Origin of the sequence: Muricoccus radiodurans (assembly GCF_050154705.1) — a bacterium.
Classification (GTDB): domain Bacteria; phylum Pseudomonadota; class Alphaproteobacteria; order Acetobacterales; family Acetobacteraceae; genus Roseomonas; species Roseomonas radiodurans.
The window spans coordinates 2,878,933-2,896,348 of sequence record NZ_CP189561.1 but is presented as its reverse complement, the minus strand read 5'-3'; the positions used below and the strand labels follow the sequence as shown (position 1 = coordinate 2,896,348).

Annotated in this window: 10 protein-coding genes; 3 read left to right on the top strand and 7 right to left on the bottom strand. The window is 74.4% G+C overall.

Annotation, left to right across the window (positions count from 1 at the left end; all coding sequences use genetic code 11):
* Positions 1-48: 48 nt before the first annotated feature.
* The 7 genes from ACP6CK_RS14025 to ACP6CK_RS13995 form a co-directional block, all read right to left on the bottom strand.
* Positions 49-1,260, bottom strand: coding sequence for a hypothetical protein (locus ACP6CK_RS14025; RefSeq protein WP_426959662.1), 1,212 nt, complete (start codon positions 1,258-1,260; stop codon positions 49-51).
* Complete coding sequence (locus ACP6CK_RS14020; RefSeq protein WP_426959661.1) at positions 1,253-1,921, bottom strand: ABC transporter ATP-binding protein; 669 nt, start codon at positions 1,919-1,921, stop codon at positions 1,253-1,255. The genes ACP6CK_RS14025 and ACP6CK_RS14020 overlap by 8 nt, the downstream gene beginning before the upstream one ends.
* Before the next feature lie 9 nt (positions 1,922-1,930).
* Complete coding sequence (locus ACP6CK_RS14015) at positions 1,931-3,523, bottom strand: ABC transporter permease (protein ID WP_426959659.1); 1,593 nt, start codon at positions 3,521-3,523, stop codon at positions 1,931-1,933.
* A 182-nt stretch (positions 3,524-3,705) separates the two neighbouring features.
* On the bottom strand, positions 3,706-4,698 hold the full coding sequence (locus ACP6CK_RS14010; protein WP_426959658.1) for a class I SAM-dependent methyltransferase: 993 nt from the start codon (positions 4,696-4,698) through the stop codon (positions 3,706-3,708).
* A 130-nt stretch (positions 4,699-4,828) separates the two neighbouring features.
* Entirely contained in the window at positions 4,829-5,374 is a 546-nt protein-coding gene (locus ACP6CK_RS14005; RefSeq protein ID WP_426959657.1) for a hypothetical protein, read from the bottom strand.
* Positions 5,374-6,786 (bottom strand): hypothetical protein, encoded by a 1,413-nt coding sequence (locus ACP6CK_RS14000; protein ID WP_426959656.1) that lies wholly within the window; start codon positions 6,784-6,786, stop codon positions 5,374-5,376. The genes ACP6CK_RS14005 and ACP6CK_RS14000 overlap by 1 nt, the downstream gene beginning before the upstream one ends.
* A 94-nt stretch (positions 6,787-6,880) precedes the next feature.
* Positions 6,881-7,744, bottom strand: a complete 864-nt coding sequence (locus ACP6CK_RS13995; protein WP_426959654.1) for an SDR family NAD(P)-dependent oxidoreductase — start codon at positions 7,742-7,744, stop codon at positions 6,881-6,883.
* Between the two features lie 217 nt (positions 7,745-7,961).
* On the opposite strand from ACP6CK_RS13995, the gene ACP6CK_RS13990 reads away from it, so the two are divergent.
* From ACP6CK_RS13990 to ACP6CK_RS13980, 3 genes are read left to right on the top strand one after another with little or no spacing between them, the layout of a single operon-like run.
* Positions 7,962-15,260 carry an SDR family NAD(P)-dependent oxidoreductase gene (locus ACP6CK_RS13990; protein ID WP_426959652.1) on the top strand — a complete coding sequence of 2,433 codons (7,299 nt, stop codon included), beginning with the start codon at positions 7,962-7,964 and terminating at the stop codon, positions 15,258-15,260.
* Positions 15,257-16,501, top strand: coding sequence for an aminotransferase class I/II-fold pyridoxal phosphate-dependent enzyme (locus ACP6CK_RS13985; RefSeq protein WP_426959651.1), 1,245 nt, complete (start codon positions 15,257-15,259; stop codon positions 16,499-16,501). The genes ACP6CK_RS13990 and ACP6CK_RS13985 overlap by 4 nt, the downstream gene beginning before the upstream one ends.
* Positions 16,498-17,226 (top strand): CDP-alcohol phosphatidyltransferase family protein, encoded by a 729-nt coding sequence (locus ACP6CK_RS13980; protein ID WP_426959649.1) that lies wholly within the window; start codon positions 16,498-16,500, stop codon positions 17,224-17,226. The genes ACP6CK_RS13985 and ACP6CK_RS13980 overlap by 4 nt, the downstream gene beginning before the upstream one ends.
* Positions 17,227-17,416 lie beyond the last annotated feature (190 nt).

Sequence of the window (17,416 nt, the reverse complement as noted above, 5' to 3'; positions counted from 1 at the left end):
GGGCGACGGCTCCCCCGCCCCGCGTCGCCGGACGATCGCGGCCAGCGCCTAGCGCACATGCTCCCGAAGGGTGCGGACGAGCAGCAGCAGAAGCAGCCCGCCGAGCCCGCACAGCGCCGCCGCCGTGCCGATGTTCTGCCAGTGCCGTGGATAGCTCGGCGAACCGGGCAGGGAGGGTCGCACGACATGGGCGAGGTAGATCTGCTGCCGGTCGGCGTCGCTGCGCGTGCGCTCGAGCGTCGCGAGCACGGCCTCGTAGGACTTCTGCGCGGCCTGCGTGTCCGCCTCCAGCGCCTCGTAGCCGCGCAGCGCGACCGTCAGCGCCTCGTCCCCCGCGCCGGTGTTGCGCCGGATCTGCTCTCGCAGCTCGCGCTCCAGCGCCTCCAGCCGCTCGCGCGCCTGGATCACGGGCGGCGCCCCCTCGGCCAGGTAGCGGCGCTGCTGGTCGAGCAGCGCGCGCTGGGCGGAGATCTCCGTCTCCAGTCGGGCCCGCAGCTCGTCCGCCGCCGCGGCGCTGCGCCGAGGGTCCAGCCGCGCGTTCCGCTCGCGAAACTCGCGCAGGCGGTCGCGCAGCCCGGCCAGCTTCCGCTCGGCCTCCGCCGCCTCGCCCTGCACGGCGGCCAGCAGCCCCTGCCGCGCCGTCAGCGACATGCGGTTCACCAGCGCCTCCGCCAGCGCCTCCACCGCCACCGCCAGGTCCCGCGCCTCCTCCGCCGAGAAGGCACGGAGCTGGACCGTGACGATGCCGCTCGTGTGGTCGAAATGCGGGCGGAGATGCCCCTCCAGGTGCCGCAGCAGCGCCTCCGGCGAGGCGTCGGCCGAGAGGCGGGAGAGCGGATCGATCTCCGCCCGGCCGAACATCCGCCGGAGGTCCAGCCGCGCCGCCAGCCCGTCCAGCGCGTCGCGGCTGCGGAGGTACTGCACCACCGCGTTGCTCTCGGTCACCGTCGCCAGCATCCCGCCGCCGAGGAGGCTCGGCCCGGGCTGGAGCCGCGGCGTGTCCGCCTGCCGCACGGCGAAGCGGATCTCCGTGGCATAGAGGTCCGACGCCCAGCCGAGCTCATAACCCGCATAGCCCAGGAAGGCCGCGAGCCCGAGCAGGGCGATCCAGCGCGTCCCGCCCGCCCGCTGCGGCGCCTGCCGGGGAACGGCGATCACCGGCGGCGCCCCGCTCCCCGTCTGCAACGCCTCCCCGCGCGGGATCGGCGCCAGGGGCCGGGCCTCGCCCCTCGGCTCGGCGGTCAGCTGTCCCTCAGGCATCGGCCACTCCCATCAGCGCGGCATAGGCCGCCATGCCGTCCTCCACCGTCTCGTAGGGGTGCAGCGCGCCGCCCGAGAGGATGGCGCAGCAGTCGCACAGCGCGCGGATCGTGGTGCTGCTGTGCGAGACGAGGATCACGGAGGAGCGCCCCAGCCGCTCCCGGAAGGCCCGGGCCGACTTCGCGCGGAAGCGCGCGTCGCCCACCTCGGTGATCTCGTCCACCAGGTACACGTCGAAGTCGATCGCCAGCGTCAGCCCGAAGGCGAGGCGCGCGGACATGCCGGCCGAATAGGTCTCGACCGGCATGTCGAGATAGGGCCCGAGCTCCGCGAAGTCGTGCACGAAGTCGAGCACCGCGCGCGGGTCCGCCCCGTAGATGCGCGCGAGGAAGGTCGCGTTCTCCCGCCCCGACAGCCCGCCATGGAAGGTGCCGGTAAACCCAAGTGGGAAGGACACCCGGCAGGTGCGGCGTACTCTCCCCCGATCCGGCGGCTCGGAGCCCGCGATCAGGCGCAGCAGCGTGGACTTCCCCGCCCCGTTCCCGCCCAGGATGCCGATGTTGCGGCCGTGCGGCAGGGCAATGGACACGTCCCGCAGCACCTCCCGTCGCCCCCCGCCATGGATCGGATAGCTCTTGCTGACCTCATCCAGAAGGATCACGGCCGCGCCTCAGTGCACCAGCCGCGCGCGGCGGCTGGCCGCCGCCGCCGCGAGCGTGCCCAGCAGCAGCGCCGCCACGGCGCAGCGGAACACATAGCCCGTGTCCAGATACGGCGAGACATAGAGCGGGAAATAGGCCTGCCGCACCCACTCGATCACGTGCAGCAGCGGGTTCCAGAGCACGATCTCCCGGAACTCCGTCGGCATCGCGTCCGGGTGATAGAAGATGCCGGAGAGGAAGTAGAAGGCGCGCAGGGCGATCGGCCAGATCTTCTCCGGCACGCTGCTCAGCGTGGACAGCGCCATGTTCACGGCGGCGATTCCGGAGCCAAGCAGGAAGAGGAGGAGATAGGCGAGCACGAGCGACAAGGCGTCTCGCGGCAATTCCGCCATCCCGATCGCGATGAACACGCCCACGGAGACGATGAGGACCACCGCATCGGTCGCCGCGCGCAGCAGCAGGCTGGCGGCGATCACGTCAGCGAGGTTGACGGTCGGCAGGGTGAGGACCACGCGCTGCGACCGCGCGAGATCCATCCCCTTTTCCGTGAGATGGCAGAGGAAGAGGTAGGGCAGGACGCCCGTCATGTAGAAGACAGGCAGGCTGTCACCGATCACCGGCGGATGATCGCCGCCGAGGAAGCTGATCGCGATCATCAGCACGAAGACATGCGTCAGTGGCTCGAACAGGGCCCAGGTGTAGCCGAGCTTGCTGTGCGTGAAGAAGGTGCGCGCCTCCCGGAGCATCAGGGCGTCAAGGACCCGCAGCCGGGCGGCGGCGAAGCGGGCCAGGCCGTCGCGCCGGGGTTCGGCCAGGACGGCGGGCGGCCGGGCCCAGGCCGGCCATTGCCGCGCGGGGGAGGGGGCATCGTCGCCCGGGCTGTCGGCTTCCCCCCACCCGGCCTCCGACCGCAGCGCCTCAGCCCCGGCCGAGACGAGCACCTCCTCAGCGAAGCCCTGCTGGTCGGCCGACAGGGCCGCCGCCTGCCGGCTCGCCTCGATCGCCTCCGCGGTATGGCCCATCGCCAGGAAGGCGGCGCTGGCCTGCCGCCAGGCCACCGGCTCGTCCGGCCTCAGGCCGATGGCACGTCCGGCCGCGAGAAGCGCACTCCCCGGCTCCTGGCCTTGCAGCAGGAGGCCCGCGTGGTGGACGTGGTAATCCGCCAGGCCCGGCTCCCGCCGCACCGCCGCGCGGGCGCTCTCCAGGGCGAGCGCCTGGCGGCCAAGGACGTTCCAGACACCGCTCATGACCCGGCAGAACAGCGCGCTCGCGTCGCGATGCCAGCCGGGGAGCATCGCCTGCTCGGCCCAGTGCGGCTCGCCCGCGTCCAGCAGCAAGCTCGCCGCATCCATGCGGGCCATCTCGTCGGCGGGGTCCCGCGCCATCCGCAGCACCGCCCCTGCGAGGCGCGGCAGCCCGGCATAGCTTCCCTCCTGCAGGAGCACCGCGAGCGACGGGACATCCTCGTCGACGAAGGGCATGTCGCGCAGGCCAAGAAGGATCGCCGCGGCGAAAACCCCGAAGCCAGGCGGCGCGGGAGCGCGGGCGAGACCCTCCTGCAGCCGACGCTTCGCCTCCGCGGCCCGATCTTCGCGGACCATCCCGGCAACAGATGTCAGCAGTTCGCCTGTCGCCTGACCCATCATGTCGCGACATCACCCACCTCGTCCCACCTGGGACGAGGGGCTCCCTTCAGTCGGGCCCAGATCATCATGGGCGGGGGCGGCCCATTCATCGCGGCATCACGACCCCGGCGCGCGGCAACCCGCCGCTCATCCCGGACTCACAGGCGGCGCAGGAAGGCGCATAGGGGCTTGCCCGTCGCCGGGTCCGTCAGCTCCTCCACCGTTTCGCAGAGAGATTGCAGGATTCCCATCGCGGGCGCCGTCGTCGCCCAGTTCACGTCGTCGAACACCACGATTCCCCCGCGCCGCACCTTCTGCGCATAGAGGATGACGTCCTCCGCCGCATTGACGACGGAGTGAGCTCCGTCGATGTGCAGGAAGTCGATCTCCCCGAAAAGGTGGTGCGCCCTCGCGGACGGTGCCTCCACGATCCGGATCTGCCGCGTCAGCCCCTGCTCCACCACGAAGCGGAAGAAGTTCTCCTTGATGCTGCCCAGGTCCAGGTTGGACCACCACGCATCGTTCACCGGCGTCGTCGGATGCTCCACGGCGACCGCGGGACTCCAGCTCTCGACGCCGTAGAGCACCCCCTGGCCGAGGTGACGAAGGGCCGCGGCGCAGGGCACCGCGGACCGCCCGCCATAGACGCCGATCTCCACGCAGACCTCCGGGCGAAGGTCGAGGACGGCCGAGACGATCGCGAGTGACTTCTGGCGCGAGCACCAACCCTGAAGCTGCCGCTCGGCCGCCTCGATCAGTTCCATGACCCCGGCCGGGACGGCGGAGTCGCCGGCCGGCCGGGACCGCGATTGTGCATCGGAGGCTGCCGCGATCACGGCCGTGATGTTCTGCACTGCGTCCACGACCACCTGCGGATGAACGCCGAAAGGCTCGCCCGCGCGGATACTGTCTGGCTCCGTCCGGGCCTTCGCCGCCAGGTATCGCAGATGCGCATCGACCTGACCGGCCTCGCGGCGAAAGCCGTGGGTGCGCAGCACGTCCGCGATGTCGAAGGCCGCCCGAAGAAATCCGGCCAGATTGACAGATGGTGGCAGGGCGGGGCTGAACCGCTCCAGGATCGGCCGCGCATTCGCGATCTCGCTCGTTACTCGCGGCAGCCGTTCCAGTTCGGCGTACTGCACGTCAGCCATGGAGAACTCCGTCGTTCGCTGTGGATCGCTCATGCGTGTCCGTGGCGGCCATCCGCCCCCGACGCGCCGTCGGAGCAGAGCAAGGCAATGGCGGGGGTCGATCGGGGGCATCGTCGCGGCCACAGCGGCGTCATGGATGCGCGGTTCCCGCGGCAGGGGCCCTTTCCTGCCCCGCGGCCATCGCCACCGGTCCGGTCGGCAGCAGGAAGACCCAGTCCGCACCGTGCTCCGCCTCGCCACCCAGCGCGCGGGTCGCCTGCACGCCCCGCTCGTAGCGCAGGCTGACGATGCGGAACCCCGCCATGTAGTCGCGCAGCACCAGCGGCTCGGGATTCGGCAGGGAGAGATCGAGATTGTCCGTGCCGACCAGCAGCGTCGGCCGGCCCAGCAGGCGCATGGTGAGCGCGAGATGCGCGCCGAAGGCCGGCGGCAACCCCCCTCCGCCGATCACCAGCGCGTCCGGATCCCATTCCAGCATCCGGCCGATGGACCCCTCATCCACCAGGACGCAAGCGTTGTAAGGATACCAGTCCCGATGGCTCGGATGAGTGTCGGCCGGATGGGTCGCGATCGCCACCGCATGTTGCGGCGCCAGCGCCTCGTACAGGCACTGAAGGATCGCCTCGTCGCCCGCATTGCCCCGGCCGTAGAAGCCGGTGAGCAGCACCCGGCCCATCAGGCCTCGCCCACCTCGGCGACCTCCCGCACGGACGAAGCGAGGGGCGGCCGCACCGCCTCCCGCGCGCCGGGATGGCGCGCCGCCCAGGGCCCCTCCGCCATCCGCTCGTGCACACGCCGGTACATCGCGGCGTTGGTCGCGGTGTTGAACGGCATGGTGCCGACATCCCGCACCCGCGGCGCGGGCGTCATGATGCGCTGCGCCAGCTCGGAGAAATTGCCGATGTCGAAGAACTCGATCTGCCCGGGCATGGCGCGCCCGAGCTGAAGGAAGTTGCGCGTGCGGGAGGCGATGACGCGGCATCCCATGTCGAGCGCGAGCGCCAGCGCGCCGCTGCTCGTCTGACCCACCTCGTGATAGGGCATGGCGACCACGTCGCAGACCGCCATGGCGCGCGCGAACTCGGCGTCGGGCAGGGCGCCCATGAAGTGGATGCGGCGCGTCAGGTCATCCGGCGGCGATCCCAGCAGCGCGCCCGCGGAGCTGTCGATCTGCAGCCTGCTCGCCCCCTTGTCCTGCAGCACGTCCAGCACGGAGCTGCCGATGCGCCCCTCGTCCATCAGGTGGTCGAGATAGGGGTCGATCGGCTGGTGCCGCACGATCCGCTGCGGGTGCACGCCGCCGAAGACGAGGAGGTGGTGGTTCTCCGGCAGCAGCCGCAACGCCTGGATCGCCGTCTCGAACCCCTTGTACTCCGAGACGAAGCCGAAGGTCCCCACCAGCACCGTGTCGCGGGGAAGATGGGAGAGCTGCGGGAAATCCGCCCGGCCGGTCTGTGCGCGGATGGCCGTCGCCTGCTGCGGCGGCATGAAGGAGAGCGGATGGTACTCCACGTTCCGGTACCGGTGCAGGTCGCGCATCAGTCGTGCTTCGCGCTTCCCGTGCAGGATCAGCCCCAGCGGCTTTCGCGCCTGGGTGGCGCGCAGCAGCCGGTGCATCCCGAGGGCCAGGCGCTGCTTGTGCACCGCCGCGTTGAAGATGTCCTTCGCGCGCCCGAAGCGCAGGCTGGACGCCGCCCCGAGGATGCCCGGCCAGGGGAACCCGTCGCTGTCCAGCACAGTATGGAACGTCACGGACAGCGCCGGGGACGCGTTGGCCAGGCGCCGCATCCGCCGGACGATCTGCGGCGGCGTGAGGCCGAGCGTGCCGAACTCAAGCTGGATGTTGACCGCGTCGAACGCGCCCAGCCGGGCCGCGATCTCCCGGATGTGCCGGTCCGCCAGCCGCTGGATGCGGCGATGCGTGCTGCGCAGTAGGAACTGGTCGAGGTCGAAGACCTCCACCTCCATCCAGGGCTCGAGCTGCGGCACCAGCGCCCGCGTGTAGCCCGCGATGCCGCAGAGGTCGTCATAGGTGCTGATCACCGCGAGCCGCAGCCTGCGTTCCTGCGCGGGGGCCATGTGGTTCAAGGCGATCGCTCCTTGATCGTGTGCCGGATCGGTCGCGGGGCCGCCCGAAGGGTTAATCCGAGACGAAGCCCGTCTCGCCCCGGCATTCGGGCATTCATTTCTTAAGAACTGTTTGATGACCGACGGGCTTTCGCGCCGTCCCCCCTCCCTCCCGCGGATCGGGCGCGTCCAGCACCGCGGCCAGCCGCGCCTGTCGGCGGCGGCCGATCCAGTCGGCGATGCGCGGGAACCGGTGCAGGAGCGTCGGGCCGAGTCCCGGGGTCACATGCCGCCGCCCCGCCGCCGCCCCGTCCAGCAGCGCGCGCGCCACCGCCTCCGGGGCCAGCACCGGCGCCCCGCGAAGATAGGCCCGCGCCACGGGCGGACGATGGGCCATCTCCGCCTCAAGCTGCGGTGTGTCGGTGTCCGGCGGGAAGACCGTCGTCACGCCCACGCCGTGCGGCGCCATCTCCAGCGCCAGCCCGTCGCCCAGCGCGCGCAGGGCCAGCTTGGACGGCGCGTAGGCCGTGAAGCCGTAGAAGGTGCCGAGCGCCGCCGCCGAGGACACGAACACCAGCCGCCCGCCCCGCGCCCGGACCATCGCGGGCAGGCAGGCCTGCGCGAGGTGCAGGCTGCCGAGATAGTTCGTCCGGAACGCGCCCTCATGTTCGTCGGGCGGGATGTCCAGGAAGCGCCCGGGACGCGCGATTCCGGCGCTCGCCACCACCCAGCGCGGCGCGCCGTGCCGCGCGATCGCGCCGGCGCAGGCCTCTCGCAGCGCCGCCCCGTCGCGCACATCCAGCGCGACCGGACAGTAGCGCGGCCCGGCGTCCCCCATCGCGTCACGCGCCGACCGCAGCCGCGCCGCATCGCGGGCGATCGCCAGCACCGTGAACTCCCGCGCCAGCAACAGGCGGGCGACGTGCCAGCCGATGCCGCTCGACGCACCCGAGACGATGGCGAGCCCCGCCACGCTCACGTTTCGGTCAAGAATCCGGAACGGACCGGATTGGCATCTGACCTTGCGCGGAGCAGCATGGTAACCTCACCGTTTTCGTGAATCCCTGATGTCTGTCGCACGAGTTCCTTAAGTTTTTGTTCAGGGAACGCGTGCTCAACCAGCGCTCGATGCGCCGTTTCCCCACCCGCTCCTTCCCCGCGCCGCCGCGAATGATCGGACAGCGGGTGATCCGCCGATGATCTGCGCGCCCCGGTCCGATCTTCATATCCGCGGCCTCGCCGTCCGGCTCCCCGGGGCCGAGAGCCCGGACGCATTCTGGTCCGTGCTCGACGAGGGGCGCTGCACCGTCTCCGACACGGTGCCCGAGGGACGCTGGCGCCCCGAGCGCTTCCTCAGCCCTGACCGCGCGGCGCGCGGTACCGCCTACACCTTCGCCGGCGGCTACCTGCGCGACGCCTACGGCTTCGACGCCGCGGCCTTCGGCTTCTCCCCGCGGGAGGCCGCGCAGATGGACCCGCAGCAGCGCGTCCTGCTCGAGGTGGTGTGGGAAGCGCTGGAGGATGCGGGCCTCCCGCCCTCGCGGCTCGCGCGCGAGCGCGTCGGCGTCTTCGTCGGCGCTTCCTCCACGGATTACGCCGACGTGCCGGTGCTCGACCTCGGCGCCATCGGCCCGCACTTCATGGTCGGCAACAGCCTCTCCATCCTCGCGAACCGCATCTCCTACGCGCTCGACCTCACCGGCCCGAGCCTGACGGTGGACACGGCCTGCTCCTCCTCCCTCGTCGCGCTCGCCCAGGCGGCCACAGCGATCGAGCGCGGCGACGTGGACCTCGCGATCGTCGCGGGCGTGAACATCCTCTCCTCGCCCGCGCCCTTCGTCGGCTTCTCCCGCGCGGGCATGCTCTCCCCCACGGGCCGCTGCCGCCCCTTCTCCGCGCGCGCCGACGGCTATGTGCGCGCGGAAGGCGCGGTCGCCGTCGTGCTCGGACGCGCGGAGGCGAAGGGCCTTCCCGCCCGCGCCCGCCTGCGCGCCGTCGGCGTGAACTCGGATGGCCGCACGAACGGCATCTCGCTGCCCTCCGCCGAGGGCCAGCGCGACCTTCTCGCGGCCCTCTACGATCGCGCCGGGATCGACCCGGACGCGCTCTCCTTCGTGGAGGCGCACGGCACCGGCACCCTCGTCGGCGATCCCGTGGAGGCGCGCGCGATCGGCGAGGTCTTGGGCCGGCGCCGCACCGTGCCGCTGCCGATCGGTTCGGTGAAGTCGAACATCGGCCATCTCGAATGCGCGTCCGGCCTCGCAGGTCTCGCCAAGACCGTGCTCGCGCTCCGCCATCGTCACCTGCCGGCGACGCTGCACCTGGATGCGGTGAACCCCGCCATCGACCTCGCCGGCTACAACCTCGAGGCCGCGGCACACGCACGGGCGCTGCCCGGATCGGGACCGCTGCTGGCCGGGGTGTGCAACTACGGCTTCGGCGGCACCAACGCCCACGCGATCCTCGAAGGCCTCCCGGAACCCGCTCCGTCCGACGCGGCAGGCCCGGGCGAGCTGCTGGTCATCTCCGCCCACACGCGAGAGGCGCTCGCCGGCGTCGCCGCCGCCTATGCCGACGCGGTGGAACGGGACGGCGCGGCCGCCGTCGCCCGCGCGGCGTCCGGCACGCGCGACCTGCTGCGCCACCGCCTGGTGATCGACCCCGCGGAGACGCCCGACGTCGCCGCCCTCCTGCGCCGCGGGACCGCCCCCGGCCTCCTCCGCCGCGGCGAGGCCGTCGCCCCCCGCGCCCGCACCGCCTTCGTGTTCACCGGCAATGGCTGCCAGTACCCGGGCATGGCGCGGCAGGCCTGGGATCACGCCCCGGCCTTCCGCGCGAGCTTCGAGGCGACCGCCGCCCTCATCCGGGCCGCGGGCGGCCCCTGTCCGGTCGGGACGCTGTGGGCCGACGACGCGGAGGACCGCCTCGCCGCCACCTCCGCCGCGCAGCCCGCCCTCTACGCGGTGCAGATCGCCCTCGTGGACGCGCTCGCCGCGCAGGGTATCCGCCCCGCCCTGGTGCTCGGCCATTCCGTGGGCGAGGTGGCGGCCGCCGCCGCCGCCGGCATCCTCGGCCGCACGGAGGCCGCCCGCCTCATCGCCGCCCGCAGCGCGGGCCAGGAGGCCGTGCGCGGCCAGGGCCGCATGGCCGTGCTCGGTTGCGACGCCGCCCAGGCCGCGCGCCTGGCCGCGGAGGAAGGCCTGACCGGCCTGGAGATCGCCGCCGAGAACGCGCCCTCCTCCACCACCCTCTCCGGCCCGCCGGACGCGGTCCGCGCCGCCGTGGCCGCGGCCCGCCGGGCGCGCATCCCCGCCCTGCCGCTGGACATCGACTACCCCTTCCACCACGCGCTGCTCGACCCGGCGCGCGAGTCCATCATCGCCGCGCTGGCGGAACTCTCGCCCCGACCGGGCGACATCCCCCTTATCTCCACCGTCTCGGGCGCCCCCCTGGCCGGAACGACGATGGACGCGGCCTACTGGTGGTCGAACATCCGCCGCCCCGTGCTCTTCGCCCGCGCGGTGGAGGCCGCGCTGGACCACGCAGACCTCTTCATCGAGATCGGCCCCCGCCCGCTCCTCGGCAACGCGATGGCGGAGGTCGCCCGCCGCGCCGGCCGGCCCGCCGCCGTCATGCCCAGCCTGACAACCGGCGCGCCGGAGCCCGGCGATCCCGTCCGCCGCGTGGCCGCGGAGGCGGTGTCGCGCGGTGCCGTCCCCGCGGGCTGGGGTGAGGGGAGGGGCGGCTCCCTCCGCCTCCCCACCATGCGCTGGCACCGCCAGGACTTCCGGATCGAGCCGACCCCGGAAGCCTACGGCCTCTATGGCGGCGCCTTCGGCGGCGCGGCCTGCCACCCGCTGGCCGGGATGAGGGTCGCACCCGGCGGCGCGGAGTGGCGCCACGCCATCAGCCTCGAAACCCTTCCCTTCCTCGGCGGCCACCGCGTGGACGGGCAGGCGGTCTTCCCCGCCACCGGCTTCATCGAGATCATGGCCGCCGTCGGCGAACAGGCGCTCGGCACCGCCCGGCTGCGCCTGCACGACCTCGACATCCTGCGCGCCCTGGTGCTGGAGCCGGGCGTCGCGCGCGAACTCAGCATCGCCTGGGACGAGGCGGAGCGCTCCGTCGCCATCCGCTCCCGCCGTCGCTTCGCGGAGGGCGAGGGCTTCGTCCTGCACGCCCGCGGCACCCTGCAGGTCCTGACCGGACCGGCCCCCAACCCCACCGAACCACCCGGCCTGACCGAGCCCGTGGACGCCCCCGCGGTCTACGCCGCCACCGCCCGCGCGCGGCTCGACTACCGCGGCGCCTTCCGCGCCGTCGCCGCGCTCCGCCGCGGCGCGGACGCCTTCGTGTCGGAGCTTCGTCCAGCCCCCCTCGACCTCGGCGCCTTCGCGCCGGTCATGGTCACGGACCCCGCCGCCTTCGACGCCGCCTTCCACGGCCTCTTCCTCGACCTCGCACCCGTGCCGAACGCGGCGGTGGGCGAACTGCCGGTCCGCATCGGCCGTCTCTCGCTCTTCGGGCCGCGGCGCCCGCCCGCCCGGGCCGTTGCCCGGGTGGTACGCCGGACCCGTGGCACCCGCGTCGTGGACCTCGACCTCCTCGGCGCGGAGGGCGACCTCCTCGCGCGGGCGGAGGGCGTGGTGATGCGCCGCGTTGTCCACGCCACCTGGCGCGACGAGGACCGCATCGTCCACATCCACCCCGCCGACGAGAGCGCTCACCGCGCCGCCCTCCACGACGCCCTGCGCCGCCCGCACCGCGCCCCCGTGCCGGCCCCCGCCGATCCCGTGGCCGCCGCGATGGACGCCTGGGCCCGCGCCACCGCCGCCGAACTCCTTCACGGAGCCGGCGACCCCGCCGCGGAGGAGCCCAGCCCGGCCACCGTCGCCCCAGCCACTGTCGCACCGGCCGCGCGGCCGTTCTGGCACCTCCTCCAGGACCTGCTGCGCGAAACCACTCCCCCGCGCACCGCAGGGCACGATTCCGTCCCGGCCGCCGAGAGCGCCGCCCTGACCGCCCTCGCCCGGAGCCACCCGGAGGCGGTGGCCGACCTGCGCTGGATGGCCTGGGCGGAGGGCGAGCTCGCCCGCTTCCTTCGCACCGGCACCCCGGCCGCGCCCCGGCCGGCCCTGGCGGAGCACTGGCTCGCCCATTCCCGCCTGACCGCGCCCACCCTGGACGCCGTCGCCGCCGCGATCGAGGCGGCGGCCGACGGCCTCGCGCTCCCGCTGCGCGTCGCGCTCCTGGAACCCGGGCTGGCCGGCCTGCTGCCGCGCCTCCTGCCCGCCCTGCGCGAGGGACGCCTCGCCCTGGAGGTGCTCTCCGCCGATCCCCCTCGGGCCGAGGCGACCCTCGCCCGCCTCGGCGCGCGCGGGCTCGTCGGCCTGCGCGACGCCACCCGCGCCCCGGCCCCGCCGCACGCCGCGCCCGAACTCGTTGCCTGCGTCGCCACGTCGCCGCTGGACGCCGCCTCGCCCTCGCCGCTGGAGCAGCTTCGCGGCCTCGGCGGCCCGCCGGTGCTGATCGGCATCCCGCCCCACGCGCCCGTCCTCGACCTGCTCCACGCGGCCGAGGCGGGCTGGTGGGACCTCACCCCCACCCCGGACGCCCCCGTGGGCCAGTGGCCCCTCCCGGCCGAAACCGCCCGCGCGGCCGAGGAGGCCGGCCTCGGCCCCGTGCTCCGGAGCGAGCTCGACGCCTCGGGCGCCGGCCTCTTGGTCTTCGCGGGCGCCGAGACCGGCCGCCGCGCGCCCGTCGCCGCGAAGGAGCGGCCGCAACCACCCGGCGAGGCGGGCGCAGGGGCCGGAAGCCACCTCGTCCTGCATGTCCGCGAGGCCGCTCTGGCCCGCGCGCGGGAACTGCTCCCGACCTTCGATCTGATCCCCTACGCGGGCGCCGGCCCGAAGCGCGACGACGATCCCGCCGCGCCGGCCCATCCCCCCGTGGTGGTGGACCTGGAGGCCGGCCCCGTCTCCGGCGAACTGGCCGCCCTGCGACAGCGCATCCTGCGGCTGCGGGACACCGCCGCCCACCTCTCGGACACCCCGGGCGCCCGCCTCGTCGTGCTCTGCGAGGGCGGCGGCGCCCCGGCCGAGGCCGCCCGCGCGACCGCCCGCACCCTGGCCAACGAGACCCCGGCCGTCGAGGTCCACGCCGTGCTGCCCCGCGGCGCCACACCCATCGCGACCGCGCAGGCCCTGCGCGCCCATCTGGAGACCGCCTCGCCCGAGCGGGAGTTGGTCATCGGCCCCCATGGCGTGCAGGTCCCCCGCGCCCGCCGCGCCCGGCCATCCCTCCGCGCCCCCGCTCCCGGCGAGAGAACGGTGCTCCGCCGCGGCCCCGGCGGGCTGGACGACCTGATCTGGGAGGTCGAGCCCCGCCGCGCCCCCGGCCCCGGGGAGGTGGAGGTCGCCGTCGCCGCCACCGGCCTGAACTTCCGTGACGTGATGCTCGCCCTCGGCCTCCTCGACGAGGAGATCCTTGGCGAGGGCCTCACCGCCGGCAGCCTCGGCTTCGAGTTCGCGGGCCACGTCCTGTCCGGCGGCGACGGCCCCTGGCGCCCGGGCGATCTCGTCATGGGCTTCGCCCAGGACGCCTTCGCCTCCCACCTGACCGTGCCGTCAGCCTCCCTCCTGCGCGCCCCCGCCGGCCTGTCGCCGGAGGCCGCCGCGTCCCTCCCGGTCGCCCTCACCACCGCCTGGCACGCGCTGGTGGACCGTGCCGCCCTGCAACGCGGGGAGACCGTGCTGATCCACGGCGGCGCGGGCGCGGTCGGCCTCGCCGCCCTCGGCATCGCGCGGCACCTCGGCGCCCGCGTGATCGCCGCCGCCGGCACGCCGGAGAAGCGCGACCTCCTCCGCCGCCTCGGCGCCGACGCCGTGGTGGATTCCCGCGCCGCCGACTTCGGGGCGCAGGTCCGCGCCGTGTCGGACGGCGTGGACGTGGTGCTGAACTCGGTCGCCGGAGATGCCATGCGGGAGACGCTGCGCCTCGTCCGCCCCTTCGGCCGCTTCGTGGAACTCGGCAAGCGCGACTTCCTGGAGAACACGCGCATCGGGCTGCGCCCCTTCGCGCGCAACCTCGCCTTCCTCGGCGTGGATCTCGACCAGTTCCTCGCCCATGCGCCGGAGGCCGCGATGCGCGCGGCCCGCGCCGCCTGCGCGGCCGTGGAGAGCGGCGCCATCCGGCCGCTCCCCTGCCTCGCCCTCCCCGGCACGGCGGTGGGCGACGCCTTCCGGCTGATGCAGGCCTCCGGCCATGTCGGGAAGATCGTCATCCGCCCCGCCGGCCGCGGGCAGGACCGCCGCCCCGCGGGCGGGGGCTTCGTGCCCGCACCGGGCGCCCATGTGGTGCTCGGCGGCACCGGCGGCTTCGGCCTCGCCACCGCCCTCTGGCTCGCGGACCGTGGCGCGCGCCACGTCGTCGTCGCCTCCCGCCGCGGCACGATCGGCGCGGCGGAGCTTCCGGCAGTGGACGCCCTCCGCGCCCGCGGCATCGTCTTCGCCGCGGAAGGCCTGGACGTCACCGACACCGCCGCCGTCACGGCCGCCTTCGCCCGCTGGCGCGCCGCGCATGGCGGCATTGCCGGCGTGGTCCACGCGGCCATGGTGCTGGAGGACGGGCTGCTCTCCGGCGTGACGGCGAGAAGCCTGGACGCCGTGCTCGCCCCGAAGGTGGAGGGCATCCGCGCCGTCGCCGGCGCCCTCGGCGAGGACGAACTGCAGTATCTCGTCGCCTGCTCCTCGGCCACGACCCTCGTCGGCAGCCCGGGGCAGGGGGCCTACGTCGCCGCCAACGCCTTCCTGGAGGGCGCGGTGGCCGAGCTGCGCGGCCGCGGCGTGCCGGCCCTGGCCGTCTGCTGGGGCGCCATCTCCGACACCGGCGTGGTCGCGCGCACCGGCGGCCTCGCCGAGCGCCTGCGCGCCACCACGGGCGTCGCCGGCGTCACCGCGGCCGAGGCGCTGGACCATCTCGGCCGCCTGCTGGAGAACCCGCGCGCCGCCCCGGCCGTGAGCGGCTACGCCGTGCTGCGCTGGACGCCGGGCGCGCGCAAGCTCGCCACCCTCCGCGCCCCGCTCTTCGCCGGCCTCTTCGCGACGGCGGCGGCGGAGGAGGAGAGCGGCGCCGGCCTCGACCTCACCGGCCTTTCCCGGGACGCCGCGGCAGAGCGCCTCGTGGACGCGATCCGCGAGGAGGTCGCCGCCATCCTCCGCCTCCCCGTCACCGAGGTGGACCCCGACCGCGCCCTGATCGACCTCGGCCTCGACTCCCTCATGGCCCTGGAGCTTCGCCTGGGCCTGGAGAAGCGCACGGGAGCCGAACTGACCGCGCTCGCCGCCCTCGGCAGCACCCGGACGGCCCGCCAACTGGCCGGAAGCCTCCTTCCCGCCCTCCTGCCCGCGGCGGGCGACGATGGGACGGCTCGCGCAGTCCAGCAGGACCCGCCCGCGCCGACCGCCCCGCGCACCGCCGCGGGCGCGGGCCGGTGACGCGCCCCGCGCGCCTCCGCCTCCTGCCGCGCGCGGCGGCGGCACCCTCCGACCCCTTCCTCGACCACCCCCTCCACCGGGAGGTGGAATCGGAGCGGCGCTGGGGCGCGATGCTCCGGCTGCGCGATCCCTACTACCGCGTCCGGGAAGCCCAGGACGGCCCGGTCATCCGCCTGGACGGCGCACCGCTCCACAACTTCACGAACTACGACTACCTCGGCCTCAGCCAGCACCCCGAGGTGATCGCCGCCCACGCGGAGGCCGCGCGGGAATGGGGCACCTCCGTCGGCGGCAGCCGCATCACCTCCGGCGAACGCCCGGTGCACGGCGCGCTGGAACAGGCGCTCGCGGACTTCTACGGCGTGCCCGCCGGCGTCGCCTTCGTCAGCGGCCACGCCGCCGCCATCTCCGTGATCCTGACGCTGATGGGACCGCGCGACCTCGTCCTGCACGACGCCCTCGCGCACAACTGCCTCGTCCTAGGTGCCGAATCCTCGCGCGCCGCGCGCCGCTCCTTCCGCCACAACGACCTCGACGACCTCGACGAACAGCTCCGACGCACCCGGCATCTGCACGACAAGGTGCTGATCGTCTCGGAGGGCCTCTTCTCCATGTCCGGAGACGGCCCGGACCTGCGCGAGCTCGTCCGCATCAAGGACCGCCACGGCGCCTGGCTCATGATGGACGAGGCCCACGCCCTCGGCGTGCTCGGCGCCACCGGCCGCGGCATCGCGGAGCATGCGGGCCTGGACCCGAACGCGGTCGAGATCTGGTTCGGCACCCTCTCCAAGACGCTCGTCGGCTGCGGCGGCTATGTCTGCGGCTCCCGCGCCCTGGTGGACATCCTGCGCGCCCGGGCGCCGGGCCTCGTCTACAGCGTCGGCATGCCGGCCCCGACCGCCGCCGCCTCCCTCGCCGCCCTGCGCATCCTCCGGCGCGAGCCCGAACGCGTGGCCCGGCTGCGCGGGAACAGCCGCCGCCTGCGCGACGGCGCCCGCGCCCTCGGCCTCGACACCGGCCCGGCCTGGGGAGAGGGCATCGTCCCCGTCATCCTCGGCGGCGACCTCGAAACCCTCCGCGCCGCCCAATCCCTCGAGGCGCGCGGCGTCCTCGCCTTCCCCGTCCTCTCGCCCGGCGTGCCGAAGGGCGAGGCCCGCCTGCGCTTCTTCGCCTCCGCCGCCCACGGCCCGGAGGATATCGAGGCCGCGCTGTCCGCGCTCCGCCCTCTGGGGCGCGGATGACGCCGCAGCGCCGCAACGGCGGCTTCCTCGCCGCCCCGGAGTCCCGCGCCCTCGACGCCCTGCTCCCCCGCCTCCCGGGCTGGGTCACGCCGGACGGGCTGACCGCGCTCGGCCTCGCCGGTGCCGCGCTGGCAGGCCTGGGCTTCGCCCTCGCCCAGCGGCACCCCCTCTTCTGGGCGCTGGCGGTCCTCGGCCTTGCCCTCAACTGGGCCGGAGATTCCCTGGACGGCCGCCTCGCCCGCCACCGGGGCGCGAACCGTCCCTGCCGAGGCTACCTCCTGGACAACGGCCTGGACATGCCCGGCTACCTCGCCGTCGCCGCCGGCTTCGCCCAGTCCGGACTGCTCTGGCCGGCGCTGCCGTTCCTCGCCCTCGCCCTGCACTTCATGCTCGTGAACCTCGCCACCGCGCGCCTGGCCGTGACCGGCATCCTGGACCTCTCCGCCGGCCCCGTCGGCACCACGGAACTCCGCGCCATCTTCGCCGCCGGGTCGGCCCTCCTCGCCCTCCTGCCGCCCGCGCACCTCGCCGCGCCACTCCTCGACGCCTGGACACCCCTCGACCTCGCCTGCTGGGCCTGGATCGCGAGCATGATCGTCGCCTACGCCACCGCCCTGCGTTCGGACATCCGTATGGGCGCCGACCGCGACCTCGCCTCCGGCGCGCCCACCCCGTTGGAGACGATGCCCCAGGCCCTCCGGAGCGCGGCAGCCAGCCGCTCCTGACGCCAGCGTGTCAGACACGCCTCCTGAAGGAGCACCACCGGGAGGCGCCGCCTCCCGGACCCTCCGCCCGGGGGCGAACGCGCCCCCCGGACCCCACGATCCGTTCAGCCCGTCCGATCCGGACGAGGTGCCACCGCTTGCAGGGACAGCGCTCAGACCGCCGGGGTCCGAGGTTCCCGGCCCGGAGCGG

Excerpts from the sequence above, each read along its gene's own strand:
- ACP6CK_RS14025 (WP_426959662.1), bottom strand. The coding sequence starts at position 1,260 with ATGCCTGAGGGACAGCTGACCGCCGAGCCGAGGGGCGAGGCCCGGCCC.
- ACP6CK_RS14015 (WP_426959659.1), bottom strand. The coding sequence starts at position 3,523 with ATGGTCCGCGAAGATCGGGCCGCGGAGGCGAAGCGTCGGCTGCAGGAG.
- ACP6CK_RS13980 (WP_426959649.1), top strand. The coding sequence starts at position 16,498 with ATGACGCCGCAGCGCCGCAACGGCGGCTTCCTCGCCGCCCCGGAGTCC.
- ACP6CK_RS14010 (WP_426959658.1), bottom strand. The coding sequence starts at position 4,698 with ATGGCTGACGTGCAGTACGCCGAACTGGAACGGCTGCCGCGAGTAACG.
- ACP6CK_RS14005 (WP_426959657.1), bottom strand. The coding sequence starts at position 5,374 with ATGGGCCGGGTGCTGCTCACCGGCTTCTACGGCCGGGGCAATGCGGGC.
- ACP6CK_RS13990 (WP_426959652.1), top strand. The coding sequence starts at position 7,962 with ATGATCTGCGCGCCCCGGTCCGATCTTCATATCCGCGGCCTCGCCGTC.